We start from the raw sequence: 19,554 nt of genomic DNA, 5'->3' as shown, positions 1-19,554 counted from the left end.
GCCTTGCCCCGGCTCAGCGCAGCCGCTCCCGCAACTCGTCCTTGCGTACCTTCCCCGACGCGGTCCGCGGCAGCTCGCCGACGACGTGCAAGCCCTCGGGCGTCTTCTGGCGCGCGACGCGGGCGGCCGCGAAATGGCGCCGTACCGCGTCCAGGTCCAGCGAGGCGCCATCGGCGAGCACGACGAAGGCGCACACCTTCTCGCCGTAGCGCGCGTCGGGCTGCGCCACCACGGCGGCGTCGCGCACCGAAGGGTGCGTGGCCAGCACGCGCTCGACCTCCTGCGACGAGATGTTCTCGCCGCCGCGGATCACGATGTCCTTCTTGCGGTCGGTGATCGTCAGGCAGTTCGCGGTGTCCAGCCGGCCGATGTCGCCGGTGCGGAACCAGCCGTCGGCGGTGCGGGCATGCGCGTCGAGCGACGCGTCGGTGTAGCCGACGAAGAGCTCGGGTCCGCGTGTCAGGATCTCGCCCTCCTGGCCTTGCGCAAGCTCGCGCTCCAGGTCGTCGACGATGCGCACTTCGCTGCCGGGCTGCAGGCGGCCGTCGGTGCCGGCGCGCTGCGCGAGCGGCATCTCGCGCCAGCCGATGCTGACGGTGGAGTGCTCGGTGAGGCCGTACGAGCGGCTCGCGGCGATGCCGGCGCGCTCGGCCGCCTCGACATGGTCGGGCGTCACGCCGGTGCCGCCGAGCCCGTAGGCGACGAGCGACGACAGGTCGCGGCCGGCGCGCCGCGCCGCATCGAGCAGGCCCTGCAGGTGAAACGGCGTGCCGCCGGACAGCCGCACGCGGTGGCGCTCGATCAGCTCGGCCGCGACGGCCGCGTCCCAGCGATCGACGAACACCATCTCGGTGGCGGTGACGAAGGGCCGCAGCAGGAAATTGAAGCCGGCGATGTGGCCAGCCGGAAAGGGGGTGAAGTAGGGCCCGTTGCCGCCGGGCTGCGCGGCGGTGGCGGGGGCGTCGTCGATGAACGGGATCTGCCACTCGGCGCCGACCGTCTGGTGCGTGTGCTTCACGCCCTTGGGCGCGGCAGTGGTACCGGAGGTGTACAGGAGCAGGCAGGTGTCCTGCGGCGCGACGCACTCGGCGGCAGCTGTCGAGGCATCGGCGTCGGCGGCCTGCTGCAGCGCCTGCCAGGTGATGCCGCCGCTCGGCGCCCGCTCGCCGAGCACCAGCACCTGTTCCAGGTCGGGCAGCGCGCCGAGCGCCTCCACGCGTTCCAGGAAATCGATGCCGCGCCATCGCTCCGGCACCGCAAGCAGGCGTGCGCGCGACTGGCGCAAGATGAAGCCGACCTCGGCCGGCCCATAGATGTGCACGATCGGCACCAGCACCGCACCGATCTCGAATGCGGCGAGGTACAGCACCGCGGTCTCGTGCCGGGTCGGCATCTGCACCGCGATCGCGTCGCCGGCCTTCAGCCCGATCGCGCGCAATCCGCGGGCGAGCCGGCGGCCGGCCTGCAGCAGGCCGGAGGTCGTCATCGCGATGTGACCCGCCTCGGTGTAGAAGTGCAGGCGCGTCAGCGGCCGCGCCATCACGGCCCGTGCCAGCAGGCGGCTGAGCGGCACCTGCGGCAGCTGCGCTTCAGGAGGCACTAGCTCACCTGGAAGCCGCCGTCCACCGCGAGCAATTGGCCGGTGACCAGCCGCGATGCCGGACTGGCGAAGAACAGCGCCGCCATCGCGATATCTTCCGGGTCGCCCATCTTGCCGAGCGGGATGCGGCCCGGCCCCATGATCGGCCCTTTGATGTCGACGCCATCGCTGCTGGCGGCCTTGGCGCCGGGCGTCAGCGTGCCGCCGGGCAGCACGGCGTTGACGCGGATGCCGTCGGCGGCGAACTCCAGCGCGGTGGTCTTGGTGAGGCTGTTCACGCCGGCCTTCGACGCGTTGTAGGTGGCGTTGTGATAAACGACCGCCTGCATCGACGACACCGACGAGATGTTGACGATCGCGCCGCCGTTCCCCTGCGCCTGCATGCGCCTGATCGCCTCGCGCAGGCACAGGAAGGTGCCGCGCAGGTTCACCGCGTGCAGCTTGTCCCAGAACGCGGCGTCGACCTCGAGGAAGGGCTTCTTCGGAAAGATCCCCGCGTTGTTGACGAGCACGTCGAGGCTGCCGAACTCGGCGATCGCGCGGTCGAGCATCGCGGCGACCTGCGTGTCCTGCGACACGTCGGCCGTCGCCGCGATGGCCTGGCCGCCGGCCGCGCGGATGCCCGCTGCGGTGGTTTCGGCGCCGTCGGCCTGGATGTCGGCGACGACGACCTTGGCGCCGGCGCGGGCGAACAGCTCGGCGATCGCCTGGCCGATGCCGCTGCCGGCCCCGGTGACGACGGCAGTCTTGCCGGCGAGGCTCATCGGGCCTGCGGCGAGGGTGGAGTCAGACATGTTTTCTTCCTTTCTTGAACCGGACAGGGAGGTCATTTCTTGCGCATCGCTTCCCATTGCGCGTCGTTCCAGTCCTGCATCGCGCGGAAGGTCGGGCCGCCGGCGCCCTGCATCCAGCGCCCGCCGTCCATGACGATCAGGTCGCCGGTCATGTAGCCCGAACCGTCGGCCGCGAGGTAGGCATACAGGTCGCACAGCTCGCGATGCTCGCCGAGACGCCGCAGCGGCACGCCGCGCTCCTGCGCTTCAACCTGGCTGCCCGGCGGAAAGAGCTGCTCCCAGGCACCAGGGGTCGGGAACAGTCCCGGCGCCACGCAGTTCAGGCGGATGCCCTTGGGGCCCCATTCGACCGCGAGGCTGCGCGTCATCGCGAGCACGCCGGCCTTGGCCGCCGCCGATGGCGCGGTGAAGGCCTGGCCGGTGATCACCGGCGCCGAGACGGTGCTGATCACGTTGCCCGGCTGGCCGGCCTCGATCCAGCGCCGGCCGGCGGCGAGCGTGCAGTAGAAGCTGCCATGCAGCACGATGCCCAGCACCGCGTCGACGGCGCGCGCCGAGAGCCGCTCGCTGCGCGCAATGAAGTTGGCCGCGGCGTTGTTGACCAGCACGTCGAGCGCACCGCTCTGCCAGATGTGCTCCATCATCGCCTCGACCTGCTCGGCATCGCGCACGTCGCAAGTGAGCGTGTCGACGCGCGCACCGGGCAGCTCGGCGCGGAACTCCTCGGCGGTGGCGTCGAGCACCTGGAGCCGACGGCCGCAGATCACCAGGTGCGCGCCGAGTTCGAGATAGCGGCGCCCGATGCTCTTGCCGAGCCCGGTGCCGCCGCCGGTGACGAGGATCTTCTTGCCCGCGAGCAGGTCGTTGCGAAACATGGCGCTCACCTGCCGACGAACTTTGCCGTGCGCTTCTCGGCGAAGGACTTGCGGCCCTCGGCGGCGTCCTCGGTGCCGTACAGGAAGGTGTTCTTCGCGGTGGCGTGCGTCGCCGCGTGCATCCAGCCCTGCCCAAGCGCCAGGCGCGCGTTCTCGATCGTGGACTGCACCGCGAGCGGCGCCTGTTCGGCCACGCGCTGCGCATAGGCGAGGGCGCGCTCGAACTGCTCGCCGGCGGGCACGACTTCCTGCACCAGGCCGAGCCGCAGCGCCTCGGCGCTGTCGAACTCGTCGCCGGTCAAGAGCCACTTCATCGCGTTGCCCCAGCCGGCGCGTTCGATGAAGCGGAAGGAGCCGCCGTAGCCGGGCATGATGCCGCGCTTGACCTCGAGTTGCGAGAAGCGGCAGTTGTCGGCGGCGAACACGACATCGGCGGCGAGCATCAACTCGATCGCGATGGTGAAGCAGATGCCCTGCATCGCCGCGACCACCGGCTTCGTGCGATAGGGCTCGCGCAGCTGGCCCGGGTCGACCAGGTTCAGCGGCACGTAGGGCGAGCCGGCCTTGCGGTACTCGGCCATCAGCGGCAGGTCGACGCCGCCGCTGAAGTGGTCTCCCTTCGCATACAGCAGGCCGACGAACAGGTCCGGCGCGTTCTCCAGCAGCGTGTAGGCCTCGCCGAGCTCGCGGAACATGCGCGGCGTGAAGCCGTTGCGCTTCTCGACGCGGTCCACGCCCATCAGCAGGATCGGCCCGCGCCGCTCGACGACGATCCGGCCCTCGGGGTGGCGTTCGGTGGCAGCTTCGGTCACAGCAGTTCTCCGTAGCGTTCGACGTGGTGTTCCGAGTTGCCCCAGGTCATGTCGATCGCGGTCAGTCGTTTGAAATAGTGGCCTGAGGCCAGCTCGTCGGTCATGCCCATGCCGCCATGAAGCTGGGTGGCCTGCTGGCCGACGTAGCGCCCGGAGCGTCCGGCCATCGCCTTCGCCGCCGAGGCAGCACGGCGGCGCAACGCGCGCTCCGGCGACTCGACGTGTGCCGCGGCCATCAGCGCCAACGCGCGCGCCTGCTCCACGGCGATGCGCATGTCCGCGGCGCGATGCTGCAGCGCCTGGAAGCTGCCGATCGGCACGCCGAACTGCCTGCGCGTCGAGAGGTGTTCGCAGCTCAACTCGGTGAGCTTCGCCATCGCGCCGACCGCCTCGGCGGCGAGTGCCGCCAGGCCCTGGTCGGTCGCCCAGTCGGCCAGTTCCAGGCCCTGGCCGGGCTCGCCGATCACGCAGGCGTCGTCGACTGCGGCGCCCTGGAGGCGGATCTCCGCGGCGCGCTGGGCGTCGATGGTCGTGTAGCCGTCGATCGCGATGCCGGATGCCCTGGCGTCGACCAGCATCAGCGCCAGGCCCTGGCCGGTGTCGGCAGTGACGATCAGCCAGTCGGCGCTGTCGCCGTGCGGCACCACGGCCTTCGCGCCGTCGAGCTGCCACCCGCCGTCGCGGCGCACCGCGCGCGTGTGCACCTTGTCCAGGTCCCAGCGTGCCTGCGGCTCGAGCGCGGCGAGCGCGAAGCGCAGCCGGCCTTCGGCGATCGGCCCGAGGAAACGATCCTTCTGCGCCTCGCTGCCGAAGGCGGCGAGAAGGCGCGGCGCGATCACCGCGCTGGCGACATAGGGCTCGATCACGAGGCCGCGGCCGAGGCCTTCCATCACGATCAGGGTCTCGACCGCGCCGGCGCCAATGCCGCCGTGGGCCTCGGGCACGTTCAGCGCGAACAGGCCGAGCTCGGCCATCTGCCGCGCCAGCGCATCGCTCGGGCCCTCGGCCAGGCGCTTGCGGCGCGCCTCGAAGCCGTATTCCTTCTGCACGAAGCGCGCCATCGTGTCGGCGAGCATCTGCTGCTCTTCGTTCAGCGTGAAGTCCATGGTGGGGCTAAGTGGGCTACTGCGGGATGAGGGATTTGCCGATCAGCCCGCGCTGGATCTCGTTGGTGCCGCCGTAGATCGCGACCTTGCGCAGGTCGAGGTACTGGCCGGCGAGGGCATTGAGCTCGGCGCCGGCCGGCGTCGGCCCGTCGTAGCCGAATTCGAGCGCGGCCTCGACCAGCGGCAGCGCGTAAGGGCCCGCGCATTCCATCAGCAGCGCGCCGAGCTCGCCCTGGATCTCCGAGCCGCGCACCTTCAGCATCGACGGCTCTGCGCCGAGGCCGAGGCCGGCGCGCTCGAGCGAGATGAGCCGCGCCAGCGCCCATTCGTGCGCCAGCACCTCGATCTCGATCCTGGCGATCTTGTCGCGAAAGCGCGGGTCCTCGATCAGCGGCCGGTCGTGCCTGGCCTGCGTGCGCGCCAGCTCCTTCAGCCGGCGCAGCAGCCGCTTGCACATGCCGAGGCCCGCGATGGCGGTGCGCTCATGGCCGAGCAGGTACTTCGCGATCGACCAGCCCTCGTTCTCGGCACCGACCCGGTTCTCGACCGGCACGCGCACGCCATCCAGGAAGACTTCGTTCACGTCGTGTCCGCCGTCCAGCGTGCGAATCGGGCGCACCGTGATGCCGGGCGTATCCATCGGGATCAGCAGCAGCGAGATGCCGCGCTGCGGCTTCGCGTCGGCCGAGGTGCGCACCAGCGCGAACATCCAATTGGCCCATTGCGCGAACGAGGTCCAGGTCTTCTGGCCGTTCACGACGTAGTGCTCGCCGTCGCGTTCGGCGCGCGTCTTCAGCGAGGCGAGGTCGGAGCCGGCGCTCGGCTCCGAATAGCCCTGGCACCACCAGTCGTCCATCGACACGATGCGCGGCAGGAAGCGCGCCTTCTGCGCGTCGCTGCCGAACTTCATCAGCACCGGCCCGATCATCGCGAGACCGAACGGCATCTGGCGCGGTGCGCCGGCGGTGAAGCATTCCTCGTCGAAGATGTTGCGCTGCACGGCGTTCCAGCCGCAGCCGCCGTGCTCGACCGGCCAGCCGGGCGCGCCCCAGACGCGGCCGGCGAGGATGCGCTGCCAGCGCACGTAGTCCTCGCGCGGCACGCGCAGGAAGCCCAGCACCTTCTGCCGGATGTCCCCGGGCAGGTGCGCGGCGACGAAGTCCCGCACCTCGGCACGGAAGGCTGCGTCTTCGGGCGATTCGTGGAGGTTCATCGTCCCTTGAAGCGCGGCTTGCGCTTTTCCTTGAATGCGAGCTTGCCTTCCTGGAAGTCCTCGCTGAGGTTGGTCTGCATCATGTCGGCGCTGTCGGCGATCAGCGCCTCGTGCAGCGTCTGGAACGGCAGCTCCCAGAGCTGGCGCTTGATCATCCGCAGCGACAGCGGCGAGCACGATTCGGCCAGCTCCTTCGCATAGGCATAGGTTGCCTCGGCGAGGGCCTCGCGCGGATGGATCCTGTTCACGAGACCGAGCCGCAGCGCTTCCTCGCCGCGCACCTTGCGCGCCGACAGGAGCAGGTCGAGCGCATTGGCATGGCCGACCGCGTTGCGCAGGGCCCAGGCCATGCCGTATTCGGACGCCAGGCCGAGGCGTGCGAAGGCGGTGGTCAGCACCGCATCGTCGGCCGCGAAGCGCATGTCGGCGTAGAGCGCATGCACCAGGCCGAGGCCGGCGGTGGCGCCGTTGAGCATCGCGATGACCGGCTTGGCGAGCGCGGGGAAGTAGGCGGCGCGGCTCTGATAGTCCGGGCGGCGGCTGAAGTCGTAGGCACGCGGCAGCTTGTTCAGCAGCGAGCGCGGGAAGGCGCTGTCGTCGCCGGCCGACTTGAAGCCGGTAACGTCGCCGCCGGCGCAGAAGGCGCGGCCGGCGCCGGTCAGCACGATCACGCGCACCGCGTCGTCGCCCTCGGCCGCGTGCGTCGCGTGCCAGACCTCCTCGGCCATCACGTCGGTCCAGGCGTTCAGGGCCTCGGGGCGGTTGAGCGTGATGGTGGCGATCGCGTCGCGCACCTCGTACAGGATCTGTTCGTAGGCCATGGCTTCAGCGCGTGATGTTGGCTATATCTTCGGCACTGTAGCCAAACCAGCCGAGCACTTCGTCGTTGTGCTCGCCGAGCTGCGGCGGCGGCAGGTGGATGCCGCCGGGCGTGCCGGAGAACTGCGTCGGCACGGCGGTCGTCACCATCGGCCCCTCGGTCGGATGCCGGTAGCGATGGAAGAAGCCGACCTCGTTCAGGTAGGCGTCCGACAGCATGTCCTCGAAGCGCGCGACCGGCCCGTTCGGCACGTCGATCGCGTCGAGCAGCTCGTGCCACTGCGCGGTGGATCTCGTCTTCATCTGCTCCGAGACCATGCCGTAGACGCGGTCGATGTTCTTCATGCGACCTTCGTGCGTCGCGAAGACGGGATCGGTCAGCAGCTCGGGGCGGCCTAGCGTCGGCAGCAGCCGCTTCCATTGCTCGTCGTTGACGGCCAGCACGCAGATGTGGCCGTCGCTCGTCTCGTAGGGGCGGCGATGCTCGGAGAGCAGGCGCACGTAGCCGACGCCGCCGCCCATCGGCGGGTCGAAAGCGCCGCCGTACAGGTGTTCCTGCAGATTGAAGGCGACGATGGTCTCGAGCATCGGCACGCGCACCATCTGGCCGAGGCCTGTGCGCTCGCGTGCGTACAGCGCCATCGCGACGCCGGAGGCCAGCATGTAGCCGCAGAACTTGTCGACGATCACGGTGGGCAGGTAGCGCGCCTGGCCAACCGAGCGCAGCATCAGGTCGGCGATGCCGGCCTCGCCCTGCACCACGTCGTCGAAGGCCGGGTCGTTCTCGCGCGGGCCGCCGGGCATGTAGCCGCAGCCGTAGCCGTAGACGATGCGCGGGTTGCGCGCGGCAATGTCCTCGTACGCGACGCCCAGGCGCTTGGCCGCCGCGGGACGCATGCTGTGGATGAACACATCCGCGCTCTCGACCATGCGCAACAGGGCATCGCGTGCCTCGGGCCGCTTCAGGTTCAGCGTCACGCTGCGCTTGTTGCGGTTCATGTTCAGGTGCATCGCCGCCATGTTGGGGTTGCGCGATGGGCCGTTCTGGCGGTTCGGGTCGCCTTCGGGCGTCTCGACCTTGATGACGTCGGCGCCCATGTCGCCGAGGATCATCGTCGCGACCGGGCCGAGCACGTTGACCGTCAGGTCGATCACGCGCACGCCGGTGAGAGGGCCGGCGCTGGTGGCCAGCTTGGCGTGCAGGGGCTCGCCGGCCGGCGCCGGATCCGGCTGCACCTCGGGCTGCATGTAGCCCTGCAGCACCGGCGGTTTCATGTGCGCACCTCGGCGCGCGCCTTGAGCATGCGCAGGGGCGTGTACTCCATCACGACCGTGCCGTCTGCCTTCACGACGCGGTTGCGCGTGCGGACGAGGCCGCGCCCGGGCCGGCTCTCGGAGCGGCGCGCTTCGATCACCTCGCATTCGACGTGGATCGTGTCGCCGGCGAAGGTCGGCCCCTTCACATCGAGCTGCATGCCGAGGAAGGCGAGGCCGGTGCCCTGCATCGTGGCCTGCGCGAGCAGCCCCTCGGCGAAGCAGAACACCATCGAGCCGGGCGCCAGGCGCCCCGCGAAGCCGGCGACGCCGTGCAGGAACTCGAGATTGGTGAACAGCACCTCGGTCATCCCGATCTTGTCGATGAAGCCCACGATGTCGGCCTCGGTGACCGTGCGCCCCACGGTCTTGAACTGACGCCCCAACGGCAGGTCCTCGAAGCAGAAACCGAGTCCGACTGTTTCCATGTGTGCCTTTGAGCGCAAGAAATTTGCGCTTCCATTGTTGAACGATGTTCGATAATATAAATGCCGGATCGAGATGCCGTCAACCCGATGACCCCCTCGAAAACCCGCCCGTGCCACTGAATCCGAATCGAAGGAGACCCGATTGGAGACCGACAGCCGCTATGCGCGCTACACGCGCCTGAAGTTCGACCGACCGCATCCGCGCGTGCTGCGCGTGACGCTGGATTCGCCGCTGAAGATGGGCGCGATGGATGCCGCGATGCATCGCGAGGCCTCGCAGATCTGGGCCGACGTCGATGCGGACGACAGCGTCTCGGCGGTGATCGTCACCGGCAGCGGCAAGACCTTCTCCGCCGGAGGCGACCTGCACCATGAACGCAGGGTGTGCGAGGACTACGCGCTGCGCATGCAGGCGATGAAGGAGTCGCGCGACCTGGTGCTGGGGATGATCAACTGCCGCAAGCCGATCGTCGGCGCGGCGCGCGGCTGGGCGGTCGGCGCCGGCCTGGCGCTCTTGATTCTTGCGGACGTGTCGATCGCGTCGCGCGACGCGAAGTTCTCCGACGGCCACCTGAAGATCGGTGTCGCGGCCGGCGACCACGCGGCGATCATCTGGCCGCTCCTGTGCGGCATGGCCAAGGCGAAGTACTACCTGATGACGGCGGAGACCTTCACCGGCGAGGAAGCCGAGCGGATGAACCTGATCTCGATGGCGCTGGCCGACGAGGAGGTGGAAGCCAAGGCGGTCGAAGTCGCCTCGCGCCTCGCCGAGAGCGCGCCGGCCGCGGTGCGCTGGACCAAGCAGACGCTGAACCACTGGCTGCGCCAGGCGGCGCCGATCTTCGACGCGTCGCTGGCGCTCGAGTTCATCGGCTTCGCCGGGCCCGAGGGCATGGAGGGCATCGATGCCTTCCTCGGCAAGCGCTCGCCGAAGTTCAGTCCGGACACGCCGGTGTAGGAGGCCTGATGCTCCAGACCATCGGCGAGCTGCTGGAACGCAACGCCCGCTTCCATCCGGAGCGCGAGGCGCTGGTGTGCGAGGGCCGGCGGCTGACCCATCGCCAGTTGCTCGAGCGCGCGAAGCGCCTGGCCGACGGCCTGCACCGGCTGGGCCTCGGGCGGCAGGACCGGGTCGCGGTCTTGTCGATGAACAACTCCGAGTACATCGAGCTGCTGGCCGCCGGCGACTGGGCCGGCTACATCGTCGCGACGGTGAACTTCCGCCTCGCCGCGGCCGAGATCGAATGGCTGCTCGGCGATGCGACGCCGCGCGTGCTGGTGTTCGAGGCGCAGTACGCCGAGCTGGTCGGCGCGCTGCGCCCGCGCCTCGCGACGATCGAAGCCTACGTGTGCATCGGCGGGCGTGCGCCGGATTGGGCGCGAGACTACGAGGCCGTGATCGCGCAGGGCGCTCCCGACGGGCCGCCGTTCCGCTCGCAGCCGCTGGATTACGGGCCGCTGGTCTATACGAGCGGCACCACCGGCCGGCCGAAGGGCGCGCTGCGTGCCCAGTGGCGCTGGGTGCGCACGGCCGACGCCGGCGCGCGCATGAGCGAGCTGGACTCCGACTCGCGCATGCTGCTGACGACGCCGGCATTCCACGTCGGCGTGATCGGTTACGCGCTGCAGGTCCGGTGGTGCGCCGGCACGCTGGTGCTGCATCGCGGCTTCGATGCGGCGAGCGTGATCCGCACGATCCAGCAGGAGCGCATCACCTTCACCTTCGTGGTTGCGGCGATGCTGCAGGCGATCCTCGATTCGCCGGCGATCGGCGATGCGGACCTGTCGAGCCTGCACAACGTCGTGGCCGCCGCGGCGCCGGTGCCGGTGCCGTTGCTGCGGCGCGCGTTCGAGCGCATCGGCCCGGTGTTCTCGGTGCAGTACGGCGCGACCGAAACCGCCGGCTGCGGCATGTACCGCCATGAGCTGAAGCCATACGGCGACGCGCGCGACGTGAAGCGCATCGCGTCGGTCGGCCACCCGGGGCAGGGCACGCGGATCCGCATCGTCGGCGATGACGGTGGGGACTGTCCGGCCGGTACCGCGGGCGAAGTCTGGACCTTCACCGACGAGCGCATGGACGGCTACTGGAACAACACCGCCGCGACGCTCGAGGCGCTGCGCGACGGCTGGTATCGCACCGGCGATGTGGGCTATCTGGACCAGGACGGCTACCTGTTCCTGGTCGACCGCAAGAAGGACATGATCATCTCGGGCGGCGAGAACATCTACAGCCGCGAGGTCGAGGAAGCGGTGCAGGCCTATCCGGGCATCGTCGAGTGCGCGGTGATCGGCGTGCCCGATCCGAAGTGGGGCGAGGCGGTGAAGGCCTACGTGGTCTGCGCGAGTGGCGCGAGCGCGCCGGAAGCCGAGGTGATCGCCCATTGCAAGCGCCTGATCGCGAGCTACAAGTGCCCGAAGCGTGTCGAGGCGATCGGCGAGCTGCCCCGGGTGCCGAGCGGCAAGGTGAACAAGGTGGCGCTGCGCGAGCTCGCCAGGAATTCGCAATGAGCGCCATCATGTTCGAGACCGAAGTCGCCGATCGCATCGCGACCGTCACGCTGTGCCGTGCGCCGGTGAATGCGCTGAGCGAGGAATGGGGCGATGCCTTCGACGCGCTGCTCGACCAGCTGGGCACGCGCGACGACTGGACGGTGCTGCATCTGCGCAGCAGCCAGAAGGTGTTCGCGGCCGGCGCCGATCTGGCGCAGATCGATGGCTGGGCCGGTGAAGGCCGGGCGGGGCCGCGGCTGGCGCTCTACATCGAGCGGCTGCAGGCGGTGTTCGGCCGGGTCGCGAGCCTGCCGCAGGTCACGCTGGCGGAGATCGGCGGTGCCGCGCTCGGCGGCGGACTCGAGCTGGCGCTCTGCTGCGACCTGCGCATCGCCGCGCACGAAGCCAAGCTCGGGCTGCCCGAAGTCGGCCTCGGCCTGATCCCCGGCCTCGGCGGCACGCAGCGGATGACGCGGCTCGTGGGCGCCGGTGTCGCGAGCCGGTTGATCCTCGGCGCCGAGGTACTGGACGGCACGACCGCTAAGGCGCTCGGCCTGGTGCAGTGGGCGGTGCCGAGGGCCGAGATCGCCGACGAGGCGCTGCAGCTGTCGCGGCGCGTCGCCGCGCTGCCGCCGCCGGCATTGCGCGTCGCCAAACAGTTGATCGCGGCGGCCGGCGCGTCGGCCACCACCGGCTACGCGCTCGAACGCGAGCTCGGCGGAGCATTGCTCGAGACGCCGGAAGCGCGCGAACGCATCACGGCCTTCCTGCAGCGCAGCGCCAGGCCCACTACCCCAACCCCATTGCCTTGAACCCTGGAGACCGATTCATGACCGAGACCCCCGACACCTCGTGGCGTGCCGTTACCGACCTGGCCGGCAAGAGCGTCGTCATCACCGGCTGCGCCTCCGGCATCGGACGCGCCGCCGCGCTGCAATTCGCCAGTGCCGGCGCCACCGTCTACGCCGGCGACAGGAACGTGGCCGATGGCGAGGCGACCATTGCGCAGATCCGCGCCGGCGGCGGTCGCGGCGAGTTCATCGAGCTGGACCTGGGCGATGGAGCGACCATCGACGCCTTCGTCGACGCCGCCGTGGCGCAGATCGGCGGCGCGCCGGACATCATCGCCAACGTCGCCGGCCTCGACCGCGTGATGCCCTTCCTCGAGAACACGCCCGAGGTGTGGGACCTGCTCGCGCAGGTCAACTACATCGGCCCGGTGCGCATGATCCACCGCTTCCTGCCGCACATGATCGAGCGGCGCCAAGGCAAGATCGTGATGGTGGCGAGCGACGCCGGCCGCGTCGGCAGCATGGGCGAGACCTTCTATGCCGGCACCAAGGGCGCGGTGATCGCGTTCACCAAGTCGCTGGCGCGCGAGACGGCGCGCTCGGGCATCACCTGCAACTGCGTCGCCCCGGGGCCGACCGACACGCCGCTGTTCAACGGCACGATTCCCGAGGGCAAGCTGCGCGACGCGCTGATCAAGGCGATTCCGCTGAAGCGGCTGGCGCAGCCGATCGAGATCGCGCACACCATCGTCTATCTCTCAACGCCGGCCACCGACTTCATGACCGGCCAGGTGGTCTCCGTCAGCGGCGGCCTGACCATGCATGGCTGACAAGCGAGGACCCCGATGAACCCCGAGAAGGAATTCTTCGAGCACCTGGCTTCCGGGCGCTTCATGATCCAGAAGAGCCGCAGCACCGGCGGCTATGTGTACTACCCGCGCATGGCCGAGCCGGGCACCGGCGCGACCGACCTCGAGTGGGTCGAGGCCTCGGGCCGCGCCACCGTCTACTCGACGACGGTGATCCGCGGCAAGCCGCCGGCACCGAACGCCAACCTCGCGCTGATCGATCTCGCCGAGGGCCCGCGCATGATGAGCCGCGTCGACGGCATCGCGCCCGAGGCGGTGAAGATCGGCATGGCGGTGCGCGCCAGGATCATCATTGAAGAAGACCATCCGCTGGTCGTCTTCGAACCGGTGGGGGCCTGAGCGATGCAGGAACGCTTTCCCCGCGGCCGGACCGCGATCGTCGGCGCCGCCACCTTCGGCTGCGGCGCTTCGCCGGGCTACAGCGCGATGGAGCTGGCGCACCAGGCGAGCGTGCTGGCGCTGGCGCAGGCCGGATTGAAGCCGTCGGACGTCGATGGCCTGTTCGTCGTCGTCATGGACGACTCGCTCTCCGGCCTCACGTTCGCCGAGACGCTCGGCATTCATCCGCGATTCCTCGACAACAACCGCACCGGCGGCTCGTCGTTCCAGGTGCATGCGATGCTCGCAGCGCTGGCGCTCGACGCCGGGTTGTGCGACGTGGCGCTGATCGCCTACGGCAGCAACCAGCGCAGCAGCACGGGCAAGCTCCTGCAATCGTCACGGCCCTCGCCGTGGGAGTCGCCGTACAAGCCGCTGCGCCCGATCTCCTCGTATGCGCTCGCCGCGGCACGCCACATGCACCAATACGGAACGACCAAGGAGCAGCTCGGCGCCGTCGCCGTGGCCGCGCGCCAATGGGCTGCGTTGAACCCCGAGGCTTTCGTGCGCGAGCCGCTGACGATGGACGACTACCTGAAGGCGCGCCTGGTCGCCGACCCCTTCGGCGTGCGCGACTGCTGCCTCGTGACCGACGGCGCGGCCGCGGTGGTGATGACGCGCGCGGACCGTGCGCGGGACCTGTGCCGACGGCCGGTGTATCTGCTCGGCGGCGCGCAATCCACCACGCACCGCGAGATCGCGAGCATGCCGGACCTGACCGTCACCGGGCTCGCCGAGGCCGGCCCGCGCGCCTATGCCCAGGCCGGCGTCGGCCCGAAGGACATCGATGTCGTCGAGCTGTACGACGCGTTCACGATCAACCCGATCCTGTTCCTCGAGGATCTCGGCTTCTGCGAGAAGGGCGAAGGCGGCCGTTATGTCGAAGGCGGCCGCATCGCGCCGGGCGGGGAACTGGCGGTCAACACCAACGGCGGCGGCCTGTCCTGCGTGCACCCGGGCATGTATGGCCTGTTCACGATCGTCGAGGCGGCGCGCCAGCTCGCGGGCGATGCCGGCGAGCGGCAGGTGCCGGGCGCGAAGCTCGCGATCGCGCAGGGCAACGGCGGCGAGCTGTCGCACCAGGCGCTCGTGCTCCTCGGCAGCGAAGACACGCTCTAGGCATCGGAATCGGAAATGCTCGACTACGAAATTTGCAAGAACTGGACCTTTCCCGACATCGTGCACCGCTACAGCGAGCGCGACACGATGCTGTACGCGCTGGGCCTGGGCTACGGCCACGATCCGATGGATCGCGGCGCACTGCGCTTCGTCTACGAGAAGGAGCTGCAGGCGGTCCCGACCATGGCCGCGGTCATGGGCTCGCCCGGCATCTGGTGGCGCGACCCCAAGACAGGCGCCGATGCCGTCAAGCTGGTGCACGGCGAGCAGGACGTGCGGCTGCTGCGCCCGCTGCCGGCCAAGGGCTGCGTGATCGCGCGCAACCGCGTCGTCTCGCTGACCGACAAGGGCGTCGGCAAGGGGGCGGTCGCGGTGGTGCTGCGCACGCTGGTCGACGAGGCCAGCGGCGACACGGTGGCCGAGAGCCGCAACGTGACCTTCCTGCGCGGCGACGGCGGCTTCAGTGCCGACGGCGGCAGGAGCGATCCCGGCCCCGAGCCGCTGCCTGCGGTGCCGGAGCGCGCCGCCGATTTCGAGCTGAGCTACGCCACGCGGCCCGAGTCGGCGCTGATCTACCGCCTGAGCGGCGACGTGAACCCGCTGCATGCCGATCCCGACGTGGCGGCGAAGGCCGGCTTCGACCGCCCGATCCTGCACGGGTTGTGCACCTACGGCATGGCCGCGCGCGCGGTGATCGAGCAGGTGCTCGACCACGATGCGGCGCGGCTCAAGCGCCTGGCGCTGCGCTTCACCTCGCCGGTCTGGCCGGGCGAGGCCGTGCGCTACGAAATCTGGCGCGACGGCGCGACCTTGCTGCGCTTGCGCGCCAGCGTCGATGCGCGCAAGACCGTGGTGCTGAACAACGGCGTCGTCGAGCTCGCTTGAAACCGTTGGGATGCTGACGATGCAGGACAAGGTGGTGATCGTGACCGGCGCGTTCGGCGCGCTGGGCCAGGCGGTGGTGCGCACGCTGGCGGGGCAGGGGACGCGGCTGGCGCTGCTCGATGCGTCGCCGGTCGCGCCGGCCGAATTCGCGCAGGCGTTCGAAGCGTCGCACCTCCTGCTGCCCGGCACAGACCTGTCGCGCTTCGACGCGGCGCGGGCGGCGGTTGCGCGCGTGGCCGAGCGCTTCGGTGGTGTCGATGCACTGGTCAACATCGCCGGCGGCTTCAGCTGGGAGACGATCGCAGACGGCGACCCGGCCACCTGGGACCGCATGCACACGATCAACCTGAAGACGGCGCTCCACGCCTGCAAGGCGGCGTTGCCGCACCTGCTGGAACGAGCGGGCCGGGTCGTCAACATCGGCGCCGGGGCCGCGGGCAAGGCGGCTGCGGGAATGGGCGCCTATGCGGCCTCCAAGGCCGGCGTGCTGCGCCTCACCGAGGCGCTGTCCGATGAAACCAAGGACCGCGGCATGACCGTCAACGCGATCCTGCCGGGCATCATCGACACGCCGGCCAACCGCAAGGACATGCCCGATGCCGACACCTCGCGCTGGGTGACGCCGCAGGCGATCGCCGAGGTGGTGGGGTTCCTGCTGTCGGATGCGGGGCGCGCGGTAACCGGGGTCGGGCTGCCGGTGACGGGACGGCTCTAGGAGTCTGGGCCGCGGGCCTTCAGGCGGACGACGCTGTCTCCATACGGCTCGTCGCGGTTCTTCAGCGCCTGCTTCAGCCCGCCCGATGCCATGTCGGCCTTGAACTGCGTGCGCCGCGGCCCGCTGGCCAGATGCGCGCGTGCGTCGAGCTCGGCGGTGAGTCGCTGCAACGTGCGCACATGCATCAGCTCCATGCCGAGGTTGACCACCCGCTTGTGCGCGGCGAGCAGGTCGACGTCGGTCAGCGCGATGCGGCGCGCGAGTTCCGCGACCTCGGTCTCGAGCCGGTCGGCCGGCACGGCTTCCATCACCAGGCCGAGCCGCGCCGCATCGACCCCGGTGATGCAGTCGCCGGTGAACATCAGCCGCTTGGCCCATTGCGGACCGGCATGCGCGAGCCAGAACTGCGTCGGCGGCGTGCCGTTCGCGCGTGTCGCCGGAAAGCCGATGCGCGCGTCCTCGGCCGCCAGCACCAGGTCGCACAGGAAGGCGAGGTCGGTGCCGCCGGCCAGGCAGTTGCCGTGGATCTTCGCGATCACCGGCTTGTGCAGGTCGAAGATGCGCATGCGCTGCTCGAGCGTGCGTTCGAGCGCCCAGCAGTCGTCGTCGAAGCCGCTGCGCTGGCTGCGGTACAGCGCCGGGTCGTAGGGCATGTTCTCGGGTGCGACGCCGGCGTAGGCGCCGGCCAGGTCATAGCCGGCGCAGAAGTCGCGCCCAGCGCCGTCGATCACCACCACGTTCACGTCGCGCCGGTCGTCGGCTTCGAGCAGCGCCTGCTCGAGCTCGCTGAGCATGGTGTCGGACAGCGCGTTGCGCTTGTCCGGCCGGTTCAGCGTGATGCGCGCCACCCGCGCGTCGACGCTGAAAAGAATGGTGTCGCTGCTCTTCAGCCACTTGTTCATGACTTGTCTCCTGTCAGGGCCGCCTTCGCATCGTCCTCGGCCGCGATCATTTCCAGGGCGGCGAGCGCCGCCACTTCGCCGACGCCGCCGTCCACCGGCAGGCAGACACCGGTGATGAAGCGCGCCTCGTCGCTGGCGAGGAACAGCGCGGCGGCAGCGACATCCCACGCGTCGCCTTCGATGCCCAGCGGTGCGATGCGGCGGCGGCGCTCGCGGCCGGCGGCGTCGATGAACTGCTCGACCAGCGGGGTGAACAGATGGCCCGGCGCGATCGTGTTCGCGCGCACGCCGTCGCGGCCGTACATCACCGCGAGCTCGCGCGAGAACGCCACGACGGCAGCCTTCGACGGCCCATAAGCCGCGCCGCCGTGGGCACGCAGGCCGGCGGTGGACGCGATGTTGACGACGTTGCCGCGCGAGGCGACCAGATGCGTGATCGCCTGCTGCGTCATCAGCACCGCGCTCTTCAGATTGACGTCGAGCACGCGCTGCCACAGCCCGTCGGGCAGCGCCTCGAGGCGGCCGCCACCGGCACCGTGGCCGACGTTGTTCACCAGCACGTCGAGGCAGCCGTAGCGTTCGAGCGTCGCCGCGACGACGCGGCGGCAGCCGTCCACCTCGGTGACGTTGGCGGCGCAGACGAAGGCGTCGCCACCGTCGCCGGCGATCATGCGGCGCGTGATCTCGGCGCGCTCTGCGTCCAGGTCCACCAGCGCGACGCGCGCGCCTTCGCGCGCAAACACATAGGCCATCGCCTTGCCCGTCCCGACGCCATCGCCCTGCGAGCCGGCGCCGGTGACGATCGCGACCTTGCCGGCCAGTCGCTGCAAGTGGCGGGAAGGTCGTGGCATGGCGTCAACAGGCCCTAGTGGATCGGGCGCATGATCGTCGCGCGCCCGTCCCGGGCCGCGAGGATCACTTCGTCGCCGACGTGAAAGTGCTTGCCGACGTCGGCCAACGGGACCTGCTTGCCGTCGAGGCCGCGGCAATAGGTCGCCTGGTCGACGATGAAACGCCCGCCGCGCCCGTCGTCGCCTTCGAGGCCGACCATCTGCGGCTCGATAGCGATGAGGCGGCCGACCATCGGCGGGTTCTCGTTCGCGCCCATCACGCGGATGTCCATCGACAGGCGAAAGCGGTCGGAATGGTTCGCGAGGCCGGTGTGCGGCGTGTTCAGGTCCATCAGCAGCACGTCGCCCGGCCGGTAGGTGGCGCGGCGCCAGCGGTCGGCCGGCACTGCGCCTTCGGGAATCGGATAGAGCGGCGGCTGCTTGGTGTCGTGCAGGATCGGTCCGCGGTGCAGGCCTTCGCCGAGGATCAGGCCGCCGACGTCCTCATCGATCTCGGCGAGCGGGATCCAGCAGATCCGGAACGGAATGCCCTTGTTGTAGAAGCCGTCCTGGTGCACGAAGTCGAGGCGCGAACGCGCGCGGTCGGCGGCCGGCGGCGCGGCACGGTATTCGACGGTTGGGATCCAGAAGGGCTCGTCCTCCAGCAGGCGCCGGAAGAAGGCGTGGATCGCCGGCTCGCGCACGAAGGGCTGCCAGGCCTTGCGTTTCGACAGCGGATCCATCCGGAAGGGGAAGCCCTCGAGGCTCGCGCCGGTGTAGCGGGCCTGGGGGTCCGCCGGGTCGGCCACGCCGTACTCGCCGAGCAGTTGCATGTAGACGGCGCGCAGGCGCGCGACCGCGCCGTGGTCCAGCACATTGCGGAAGAACCAGTAGCCCTTGCGCTCCCAGGCGGCATCGAGTGCGGCACGGTCGCCCAGCAGGTGGTTCGAGGTCTCCAGCTCGCGTGCGTCGGGCGAGGTGAGGGGCCCTCTCGCCAGAGATTCCGTAGCTTGCATATTGTGGAACAATGTTCGTAAAATAGAACGGAGTTCACTGTAGGCGATGACCCGGGCGTCCCACCAAGCGGGTTTACCCGAATCCTCGCCGCAAGCGCATACCCAACCACCCGGAGACCCATTCGATGAGCAGCGAAGACGACCAAAGCCCCAACTACCGGCGGGGCGTGAACCTCGTGCGCGAGATGCTCGGAGAGGCCTTCCTCGACGGGATGCTTTCGGCGGCGAACTCCGGAGGCTTCGCGGCGGACGCCGCGACGATCGCGCTCGAGTCGGCGTTCGGCGCCGTCTGGTCGCGCCCGGGCCTGCAGCGCAAGGAGCGCAGCCTCGTCACGATCGGCATCCTCGTCGGCATGGGCAAGCCCAACGAGCTGAAGAACCACGTGCGCGCGGCGCTGAACAACGGCCTGACGGTGACCGAGCTGCAGGAGGCGCTGATCCAGGCGATTCCGTACTGCGGCTTTCCGTGCGTGGCCGAAGCGCTGGAGGCGACGGTGGCCGTGCTGCGCGAGCGCGGGCTGGTCGGCGACGACGTGAAGACGGCGAAGGATCGCGGGATGCTTTAGGGGGCGCTCAGAGCAGCGCGATCTTGCGG

General features: G+C 70.0%; 21 protein-coding genes. 9 read left to right on the top strand and 12 right to left on the bottom strand.

Going from position 1 to position 19,554, the window contains the following annotated elements; all coding sequences use genetic code 11:
* Nucleotides 1–13: 13 nt before the first annotated feature.
* Genes ACSQ9I_RS17115 through ACSQ9I_RS17075 form a run of 9 tightly spaced genes read right to left on the bottom strand, consistent with a single transcriptional unit; the run spans nucleotide 14 to nucleotide 8,961 of the window.
* Nucleotides 14–1,600 (bottom strand): AMP-binding protein, encoded by a 1,587-nt coding sequence (locus ACSQ9I_RS17115; RefSeq protein ID WP_436313861.1) that lies wholly within the window; start codon nucleotides 1,598–1,600, stop codon nucleotides 14–16.
* Nucleotides 1,600–2,394: an SDR family NAD(P)-dependent oxidoreductase gene (locus tag ACSQ9I_RS17110; RefSeq protein WP_093103513.1), complete on the bottom strand. Its 795-nt coding sequence runs from the start codon at nucleotides 2,392–2,394 to the stop codon at nucleotides 1,600–1,602. Before ACSQ9I_RS17110 ends, ACSQ9I_RS17115 begins: the two co-directional genes overlap by 1 nt.
* A gap of 32 nt (nucleotides 2,395–2,426) precedes the next feature.
* Nucleotides 2,427–3,269 carry an SDR family oxidoreductase gene (locus ACSQ9I_RS17105; RefSeq protein ID WP_436313860.1) on the bottom strand — a complete coding sequence of 281 codons (843 nt, stop codon included), beginning with the start codon at nucleotides 3,267–3,269 and terminating at the stop codon, nucleotides 2,427–2,429.
* Nucleotides 3,270–3,274: 5 nt separating this feature from the next.
* On the bottom strand, nucleotides 3,275–4,081 hold the full coding sequence (locus tag ACSQ9I_RS17100) for a crotonase/enoyl-CoA hydratase family protein (protein ID WP_436295492.1): 807 nt from the start codon (nucleotides 4,079–4,081) through the stop codon (nucleotides 3,275–3,277).
* The gene (locus ACSQ9I_RS17095; RefSeq protein WP_436313859.1) at nucleotides 4,078–5,187 is read right to left on the bottom strand and encodes an acyl-CoA dehydrogenase family protein; all 1,110 of its coding nucleotides are present in this window, start codon (nucleotides 5,185–5,187) and stop codon (nucleotides 4,078–4,080) included. The genes ACSQ9I_RS17100 and ACSQ9I_RS17095 overlap by 4 nt, the downstream gene beginning before the upstream one ends.
* A gap of 16 nt (nucleotides 5,188–5,203) precedes the next feature.
* Nucleotides 5,204–6,400 (bottom strand): acyl-CoA dehydrogenase family protein, encoded by a 1,197-nt coding sequence (locus tag ACSQ9I_RS17090; RefSeq protein ID WP_436313857.1) that lies wholly within the window; start codon nucleotides 6,398–6,400, stop codon nucleotides 5,204–5,206.
* Nucleotides 6,397–7,221 (bottom strand): enoyl-CoA hydratase, encoded by an 825-nt coding sequence (locus ACSQ9I_RS17085; protein WP_436309110.1) that lies wholly within the window; start codon nucleotides 7,219–7,221, stop codon nucleotides 6,397–6,399. Before ACSQ9I_RS17085 ends, ACSQ9I_RS17090 begins: the two co-directional genes overlap by 4 nt.
* A gap of 4 nt (nucleotides 7,222–7,225) precedes the next feature.
* Nucleotides 7,226–8,494 (bottom strand): CaiB/BaiF CoA transferase family protein, encoded by a 1,269-nt coding sequence (locus ACSQ9I_RS17080; protein WP_436295488.1) that lies wholly within the window; start codon nucleotides 8,492–8,494, stop codon nucleotides 7,226–7,228.
* Entirely contained in the window at nucleotides 8,491–8,961 is a 471-nt protein-coding gene (locus tag ACSQ9I_RS17075) for a MaoC family dehydratase (protein WP_093103506.1), read from the bottom strand. Before ACSQ9I_RS17075 ends, ACSQ9I_RS17080 begins: the two co-directional genes overlap by 4 nt.
* A gap of 142 nt (nucleotides 8,962–9,103) precedes the next feature.
* On the opposite strand from ACSQ9I_RS17075, the gene ACSQ9I_RS17070 reads away from it, so the two are divergent.
* From ACSQ9I_RS17070 to ACSQ9I_RS17035, 8 genes are read left to right on the top strand one after another with little or no spacing between them, the layout of a single operon-like run.
* Nucleotides 9,104–9,919, top strand: coding sequence for an enoyl-CoA hydratase/isomerase family protein (locus tag ACSQ9I_RS17070; RefSeq protein WP_436313856.1), 816 nt, complete (start codon nucleotides 9,104–9,106; stop codon nucleotides 9,917–9,919).
* An 8-nt stretch (nucleotides 9,920–9,927) separates the two neighbouring features.
* Nucleotides 9,928–11,472 (top strand): AMP-binding protein, encoded by a 1,545-nt coding sequence (locus ACSQ9I_RS17065; protein WP_436313855.1) that lies wholly within the window; start codon nucleotides 9,928–9,930, stop codon nucleotides 11,470–11,472.
* Nucleotides 11,469–12,266 carry an enoyl-CoA hydratase/isomerase family protein gene (locus ACSQ9I_RS17060; RefSeq protein WP_436313854.1) on the top strand — a complete coding sequence of 266 codons (798 nt, stop codon included), beginning with the start codon at nucleotides 11,469–11,471 and terminating at the stop codon, nucleotides 12,264–12,266. Before ACSQ9I_RS17065 ends, ACSQ9I_RS17060 begins: the two co-directional genes overlap by 4 nt.
* A 17-nt stretch (nucleotides 12,267–12,283) precedes the next feature.
* A complete protein-coding gene (locus ACSQ9I_RS17055; protein WP_436295484.1) occupies nucleotides 12,284–13,075 on the top strand; it encodes an SDR family NAD(P)-dependent oxidoreductase in 792 nt (263 codons plus the stop codon).
* Nucleotides 13,076–13,090: 15 nt separating this feature from the next.
* Nucleotides 13,091–13,453 carry a Zn-ribbon domain-containing OB-fold protein gene (locus ACSQ9I_RS17050; RefSeq protein WP_436295483.1) on the top strand — a complete coding sequence of 121 codons (363 nt, stop codon included), beginning with the start codon at nucleotides 13,091–13,093 and terminating at the stop codon, nucleotides 13,451–13,453.
* A 3-nt stretch (nucleotides 13,454–13,456) separates the two neighbouring features.
* The gene (locus ACSQ9I_RS17045) at nucleotides 13,457–14,611 is read left to right on the top strand and encodes a thiolase (RefSeq protein WP_436304269.1); all 1,155 of its coding nucleotides are present in this window, start codon (nucleotides 13,457–13,459) and stop codon (nucleotides 14,609–14,611) included.
* A 15-nt stretch (nucleotides 14,612–14,626) separates the two neighbouring features.
* The gene (locus tag ACSQ9I_RS17040) at nucleotides 14,627–15,496 is read left to right on the top strand and encodes a MaoC/PaaZ C-terminal domain-containing protein (RefSeq protein ID WP_436309109.1); all 870 of its coding nucleotides are present in this window, start codon (nucleotides 14,627–14,629) and stop codon (nucleotides 15,494–15,496) included.
* A 10-nt stretch (nucleotides 15,497–15,506) separates the two neighbouring features.
* Nucleotides 15,507–16,211 carry an SDR family NAD(P)-dependent oxidoreductase gene (locus ACSQ9I_RS17035; protein WP_436313853.1) on the top strand — a complete coding sequence of 235 codons (705 nt, stop codon included), beginning with the start codon at nucleotides 15,507–15,509 and terminating at the stop codon, nucleotides 16,209–16,211.
* On the opposite strand, the gene ACSQ9I_RS17030 is transcribed toward ACSQ9I_RS17035, so the two are convergent.
* From ACSQ9I_RS17030 to ACSQ9I_RS17020, 3 genes are read right to left on the bottom strand one after another with little or no spacing between them, the layout of a single operon-like run.
* Nucleotides 16,208–17,113, bottom strand: a complete 906-nt coding sequence (locus ACSQ9I_RS17030; RefSeq protein WP_436313852.1) for a crotonase/enoyl-CoA hydratase family protein — start codon at nucleotides 17,111–17,113, stop codon at nucleotides 16,208–16,210. The two genes, ACSQ9I_RS17035 and ACSQ9I_RS17030, sit on opposite strands and share 4 nt — an antisense overlap.
* Nucleotides 17,110–17,964 carry an SDR family NAD(P)-dependent oxidoreductase gene (locus tag ACSQ9I_RS17025; protein ID WP_436313851.1) on the bottom strand — a complete coding sequence of 285 codons (855 nt, stop codon included), beginning with the start codon at nucleotides 17,962–17,964 and terminating at the stop codon, nucleotides 17,110–17,112. Before ACSQ9I_RS17025 ends, ACSQ9I_RS17030 begins: the two co-directional genes overlap by 4 nt.
* A gap of 14 nt (nucleotides 17,965–17,978) precedes the next feature.
* Nucleotides 17,979–18,959, bottom strand: a complete 981-nt coding sequence (locus ACSQ9I_RS17020) for a phytanoyl-CoA dioxygenase family protein (RefSeq protein ID WP_436313850.1) — start codon at nucleotides 18,957–18,959, stop codon at nucleotides 17,979–17,981.
* 125 nt (nucleotides 18,960–19,084) lie between these two features.
* Between ACSQ9I_RS17020 and ACSQ9I_RS17015 the strand changes: the two genes are divergently transcribed.
* Nucleotides 19,085–19,525, top strand: a complete 441-nt coding sequence (locus ACSQ9I_RS17015) for a carboxymuconolactone decarboxylase family protein (RefSeq protein WP_436313849.1) — start codon at nucleotides 19,085–19,087, stop codon at nucleotides 19,523–19,525.
* Nucleotides 19,526–19,554 lie beyond the last annotated feature (29 nt).

The organism is Variovorax sp. LjRoot84 (assembly GCF_964254305.1).
Classification (GTDB): Bacteria; Pseudomonadota; Gammaproteobacteria; order Burkholderiales; family Burkholderiaceae_C; genus Variovorax.
Note: the sequence above shows the minus strand (reverse complement) of the source record. Positions and strands in the feature narration are given on the sequence as shown.

Excerpts from the sequence above, each read along its gene's own strand:
- ACSQ9I_RS17080 (WP_436295488.1), bottom strand. The coding sequence starts at position 8,494 with ATGAAACCGCCGGTGCTGCAGGGCTACATGCAGCCCGAGGTGCAGCCG.
- ACSQ9I_RS17060 (WP_436313854.1), top strand. The coding sequence starts at position 11,469 with ATGAGCGCCATCATGTTCGAGACCGAAGTCGCCGATCGCATCGCGACC.
- ACSQ9I_RS17035 (WP_436313853.1), top strand. The coding sequence starts at position 15,507 with ATGCTGACGATGCAGGACAAGGTGGTGATCGTGACCGGCGCGTTCGGC.
- ACSQ9I_RS17015 (WP_436313849.1), top strand. The coding sequence starts at position 19,085 with ATGAGCAGCGAAGACGACCAAAGCCCCAACTACCGGCGGGGCGTGAAC.
- ACSQ9I_RS17105 (WP_436313860.1), bottom strand. The coding sequence starts at position 3,269 with ATGTTTCGCAACGACCTGCTCGCGGGCAAGAAGATCCTCGTCACCGGC.
- ACSQ9I_RS17050 (WP_436295483.1), top strand. The coding sequence starts at position 13,091 with ATGAACCCCGAGAAGGAATTCTTCGAGCACCTGGCTTCCGGGCGCTTC.
- ACSQ9I_RS17030 (WP_436313852.1), bottom strand. The coding sequence starts at position 17,113 with ATGAACAAGTGGCTGAAGAGCAGCGACACCATTCTTTTCAGCGTCGAC.
- ACSQ9I_RS17090 (WP_436313857.1), bottom strand. The coding sequence starts at position 6,400 with ATGAACCTCCACGAATCGCCCGAAGACGCAGCCTTCCGTGCCGAGGTG.
- ACSQ9I_RS17025 (WP_436313851.1), bottom strand. The coding sequence starts at position 17,964 with ATGCCACGACCTTCCCGCCACTTGCAGCGACTGGCCGGCAAGGTCGCG.
- ACSQ9I_RS17095 (WP_436313859.1), bottom strand. The coding sequence starts at position 5,187 with ATGGACTTCACGCTGAACGAAGAGCAGCAGATGCTCGCCGACACGATG.
- ACSQ9I_RS17040 (WP_436309109.1), top strand. The coding sequence starts at position 14,627 with ATGCTCGACTACGAAATTTGCAAGAACTGGACCTTTCCCGACATCGTG.
- ACSQ9I_RS17045 (WP_436304269.1), top strand. The coding sequence starts at position 13,457 with ATGCAGGAACGCTTTCCCCGCGGCCGGACCGCGATCGTCGGCGCCGCC.
- ACSQ9I_RS17075 (WP_093103506.1), bottom strand. The coding sequence starts at position 8,961 with ATGGAAACAGTCGGACTCGGTTTCTGCTTCGAGGACCTGCCGTTGGGG.
- ACSQ9I_RS17065 (WP_436313855.1), top strand. The coding sequence starts at position 9,928 with ATGCTCCAGACCATCGGCGAGCTGCTGGAACGCAACGCCCGCTTCCAT.
- ACSQ9I_RS17055 (WP_436295484.1), top strand. The coding sequence starts at position 12,284 with ATGACCGAGACCCCCGACACCTCGTGGCGTGCCGTTACCGACCTGGCC.
- ACSQ9I_RS17085 (WP_436309110.1), bottom strand. The coding sequence starts at position 7,221 with ATGGCCTACGAACAGATCCTGTACGAGGTGCGCGACGCGATCGCCACC.
- ACSQ9I_RS17020 (WP_436313850.1), bottom strand. The coding sequence starts at position 18,959 with ATGCAAGCTACGGAATCTCTGGCGAGAGGGCCCCTCACCTCGCCCGAC.
- ACSQ9I_RS17110 (WP_093103513.1), bottom strand. The coding sequence starts at position 2,394 with ATGTCTGACTCCACCCTCGCCGCAGGCCCGATGAGCCTCGCCGGCAAG.